Here is a 4,234-nt window from a genome sequence, read left to right as displayed (position 1 = left end):
TCGATCTTAGCCATGCCCCCGATGCTAGCCCCGTGGCCGCGACCGCACCGATGTCCGTGTCCCGCGGCGGTGGCCGGGAATGCTGTCACTCGAGGTCGGTGACCAGCACGTTGCCGCCGCCGTAGGAGGCGAGTTGGCAATGGGCGCGTGCGATGGCGTCTTTCTCGGTGCCGGTGAGCCGGGCGGTGTGCTGGCCGTCGGCATCGGTGATCTGCCACGCATCGTCGGACGGCGTGCGGGAGATGTATCTGGTGTGCCGGATCATGCGTTCGCGGCGGTGTGCAGCCGTGCCGGTGTGGACGCGGCCTGCGGCGCCGATGTGCGCACTCCCGCGGCCAGCAACGAGTCCTGCAGCCTGAAATGTGCATTGATCACGCTGAATGCCAGCCCGCGATGCACCGCATAGGTGTGCACGGCGGCGAGTAGATCGATGCCCGCGTCGTCGATGGCGCCGGTCGCGAAGAGGTCGAGGACCGTGTTCGATGGCGCTGTCAACAGGTGCGGCCACAACCTCTCGGCCAGTGCCGATGTTCCGGATCCGGTGATGTCACCGGCTACTGTGAAGGCGGCTGGGGAAGTGGGATGGGGGATGACTGTCCGCATTGGACTCCGATGCAATAGGAGAGTCCAACCGACCTGACGCGAGCGGTCGCGGCTGCAGGCGGCTGGATTCGGGAACGTCGCGCGGGAGCCGGCCCTCGGCGAAGGACACGAACTCGGCTCTACCGGGCGGAAAAGTGTGCGGGCGAGAAAGCTCGCCGGGATATCGTGCGCCCGCGGTGGGCTGTTCGGCACGACTAGCGGGCTCAGGCGCGAGAGCGCAGCCCGGATCGACACCGCTCGACCGCGCCGGTTATGGGCGCGGGAGCAGTGCCGGATGCGGTGCACTGGTGCCCCGCATCCGGGGCACCGAGCGTGCTCTCAGATCGCGCGGACGACTTCTGCCTGGGCGCCCTTGGGGCCTTGGGTCACCTCGTAGGTCACCTGTTGGTTCTCCTCGAGACTGCGGAAGCCGGTGTCGTCGATGGCCGAGTAGTGCACGAACACGTCCGGCCCGCCCTCGTCAGGGGCGATGAAGCCGAAGCCCTTCTCCGAGTTGAACCACTTCACGGTTCCGTTCGTCATGTGCTGTCTCCGTTCGAGAGATGGGAAGTATCACGGGCCGCCGCACCGCGCGACGATCCCGGGCCGGGGATCTCAGACGGCGGCTCAACTCCAGCAACACCAAAGACAGCAGCTCGCCCGCACCAACATCCTGCGAGCGTGCGCGAACACGAACCCAGAAACAACGACCACCACGAACACTACACCTCGTTCGCGATCTTGCCATCGCCACGCCGCCGCGACCGGTCGAGGTGGTTGAGCCGACGGCGGCGCGAAACCAGGCGAAACACCTCTGCGCCCCGCTGCCCGGTGCAGCCGACCCGCTTGCGCTACGCCCCGGCTCCCCGGAATCCGCTACCGCCGAGCTTGCCCTCCGGGACGATCAGTGCGGTCGGGTCGAGCGGGTTCCTCCAAGCATCCCCCGGCCAAGAGCCGGGTACCTGACTGGGAGCGCTCCCATCGCCGTGCGACATTTTCGCGTTCCGCAGCCAGCACGCGGGCACGCATGGCAGCCCCGGACCGATCGGGCCGGTGCCGCGACCCCGGCGTGACGGGGGCGTGGTTCGGCGGTGGAAACAGCGTTCGAGTAAGCGGTGGCCAGCAGGAACTCGCCTGGTCGCTGATGTCTGCGGAGAGGTGATTTGCAGTGGCTCAAGGTAGTTCGGAGCGCGCCGACGTGCGGTCGTCGGTGGACGAGCAGGAGGCGCGGATCCCGCAGAGTCGTGGTAGCGGCGAGTCCGCGCAGCCCGCGCAGGAAACGGGGCGCGGCAGGACCACCATCGCGGCGTCGGTGGTCCAGAAGATCGCCGGGATGGCTACCCGGGAGGTGTCCGGCGTGCACTCCATGGGCGGCGGAACCACACGTGCCGGTGGTGCGGTGCGCGAGCGCATCCCCGGGGGGGGTTCGACCTCGTCGACCTCAGGTGTGCGGGTCGAGGTCGGTGAGAAGCACGCGGCGGTGGACCTCGATCTCAGCGTCGAGTACGGGGTTTCGATCGTGGAGCTGGCGAGGTCGGTGCGCCGGAACGTCATCTCGTGCGTCGAGGAGATGACCGGGATGGAGACGGTGGAAGTGAACATTTCGGTCAACGATGTGCACCTGGATGAGGGGTCCGAGGAGTCGTCGGGTGAGGCGCGGCAGTCTTCCGGTGGCCGCGTCGAGTGAAACGGGCAAGGCGGCTGGAGGTGCGCGCGCCCGTTCTGACGCACGATGAGCCGGGCGCCGCTCCTTGTCTCGGCGTTGATCCGACGAACTGCTGCCGTGCGGGAGTCTGCCTAGGCTGCTGGGTATGGCTGCACGTCTGGTGACGGATCGGTTGGTGCTGCGAAGCTGGGAAATCGACGATGCAGCCGCGGCACTGGAGGTCTACGGGCACGCGGAGGTCGCCCGCTGGCTCAGCCCGATCATGGAGCAGGTGCCCGACCTGGCAGCGATGCAGGTGCTGGTGCGGCAGTGGATCGTCGAGGACTTGCGGGCGCCACCGCCCACCGGGTGGTGGTGCATTCAGCGCCGAGATGACGCGACGGTGCTCGGTGGGGCGACGCTGCTGCCGCTGCCCCCAGGAGGAGTGGACCTCGAGCTGGGATGGCACTTGCATCCCTCGGCATGGGGGCGGGGATACGCCAGCGAGACCACCTACGCATTGGCGCAGTGGGCTTTCCAGCACGACGTCGATGAGCTGTTCGCGGTCGTCCGGCCGGACAACACGCGCGCCGCCACCTTCGTGCGCCGCAACGGCATGGAATGGGTGGGGGAGACCAGCAAGTACTTCGGGTCGACCATGCAGTTGTACCGGCTCCGCCCCGCTGATTTCGACCAGGTGCAGCAGGGCACGCTGCCACCTGGTTTCGAGGCCGAGTAGCTTCCCGGCTTCCGCACGGTCGGTTGTGGACAACCAGAACTCCTGGTGCCCAAAGGCCGGATAAAGGGGCGGAAGGCCTCGCGACCGAAGACGCCGTTTTGCCTGCTCCGTTGTCGGAATGCTCGGCGCAGCGCACGGCCGCGTTCGTCGCCGCGGTGTGTGAACACCGGTGATCGAGGGTACGTCGGGTGACGTCGGAAGATCACGCGCGTTGAAGAAGGGCCCTGCCGCAGCTGCGGCACATCCGGCGGTTCACCGCCGAACGGGCCGAGGGCGTACAGCCGCGTTGCGCCTGCCGGGCTGTCTCCCAGGCCTTGTCATGTTCTCGATGCTGGCCGCTCGAGACGGCAGCGATGACGCAACTACTCCCCACGCGACCTCGGAGATTCGCGGGGTCGGAGAAGGGACCGATGATGACCAACGGAACACAACAGCAACAGCGTTTGGCCGACTTGCCCGGTCAGACCGTTTACGACTCCTCGGGCCAGAAGATCGGCAAGATCGGCCAGATCTGGCACGACGAGACCACCGGGAAACCGGAGTGGACGACGGTCCAGACCGGCATGTTCGGAAATCACGAATCGTTCCTGCCCATGGATGCTCTGCAGAAGCGGTCGCAGGGTCAGCTGCAGACCCCGCACAGCAAGGAGCAGGTCCGGGACGCGCCCCGTATCGACCCCGCCGGCGAGCACCTCGATTCTGCCGAGGAAGAGCGGCTCTACTCCCACTACGGGAATGGGACCGGTCGGGGAACCGCAGGCAGCGGCGCTGCCGGTCAGGACACGTCCGGTCCGACCACGGATGAGGCGATGACCCGCTCGGAGGAGCACTTGCGAGCCGGTACCGAGCGGCGTGAATCCGGCCGCGTGCGGTTGCGCAAGTACGTCGTCACCGAGACCGAGCAGATCACCGTACCGGTCTCGCACGAGGAGGTCCGGATCGAGCGGGAACCGATCACCGAGGCCAACCGCGACGAGGCCCGCAGCGGTCCTGCGATCTCCGAAGAAGAGCACGAGGTAACGCTGCACGAGGAGCGGCCCGTCACGGGGACCGAAACCGTCCCGAAGGAACGAGTGCGCATGAGCAAGGACCGGGTCGACGAGGACGAGACCGTGTCCGGCGAGGTTCGCAAGGAACACATCGATACCGACAGCGACATCGAGACGAACCGGCGCTAAGGGGCCCGGATAACAGGGACAAGACCCCATCGGCAGCGAAACCAACCTTGGTCAACGCGATCCTCGTACCAGCGGGGTCGGAATCGCTGA

At 67.1% G+C, this 4,234-nt stretch carries 6 protein-coding genes; 3 read left to right on the top strand and 3 right to left on the bottom strand.

Translation table 11 applies throughout. The annotated features are described in order from the left end of the window. Positions 1-85: 85 nt before the first annotated feature. The 3 genes from IJH84_RS03090 to IJH84_RS03080 all read right to left on the bottom strand — a co-directional run bounded on the left by IJH84_RS03090 (position 86) and on the right by IJH84_RS03080 (position 1,125). Entirely contained in the window at positions 86-265 is a 180-nt protein-coding gene (locus IJH84_RS03090; RefSeq protein WP_295139944.1) for a DUF2188 domain-containing protein, read from the bottom strand. Continuing rightward, positions 262-495, bottom strand: coding sequence for a hypothetical protein (locus IJH84_RS03085; RefSeq protein ID WP_295139942.1), 234 nt, complete (start codon positions 493-495; stop codon positions 262-264). The genes IJH84_RS03090 and IJH84_RS03085 overlap by 4 nt, the downstream gene beginning before the upstream one ends. Before the next feature lie 426 nt (positions 496-921). Then, positions 922-1,125, bottom strand: coding sequence for a cold-shock protein (locus tag IJH84_RS03080; RefSeq protein ID WP_295139940.1), 204 nt, complete (start codon positions 1,123-1,125; stop codon positions 922-924). A 688-nt stretch (positions 1,126-1,813) separates the two neighbouring features. Here IJH84_RS03080 and IJH84_RS03075 point away from each other — a divergent pair. From IJH84_RS03075 to IJH84_RS03065, 3 genes are all read left to right on the top strand, one after another. Then, a complete protein-coding gene (locus tag IJH84_RS03075; RefSeq protein WP_295139946.1) occupies positions 1,814-2,269 on the top strand; it encodes an Asp23/Gls24 family envelope stress response protein in 456 nt (151 codons plus the stop codon). Between the two features lie 124 nt (positions 2,270-2,393). Next, positions 2,394-2,966: a GNAT family N-acetyltransferase gene (locus tag IJH84_RS03070; protein ID WP_295139938.1), complete on the top strand. Its 573-nt coding sequence runs from the start codon at positions 2,394-2,396 to the stop codon at positions 2,964-2,966. A gap of 413 nt (positions 2,967-3,379) precedes the next feature. Further along, positions 3,380-4,144, top strand: a complete 765-nt coding sequence (locus tag IJH84_RS03065; RefSeq protein ID WP_295139936.1) for a PRC and DUF2382 domain-containing protein — start codon at positions 3,380-3,382, stop codon at positions 4,142-4,144. Positions 4,145-4,234 lie beyond the last annotated feature (90 nt).

It is taken from the genome of Saccharopolyspora sp. (genome assembly GCF_017434145.1).
In the GTDB taxonomy this organism is placed as follows: Bacteria; Actinomycetota; Actinomycetes; order Mycobacteriales; family Pseudonocardiaceae; genus Saccharopolyspora_C; species Saccharopolyspora_C galaxeae.
This window is presented reverse-complemented; position numbering and strand designations above follow the sequence as displayed.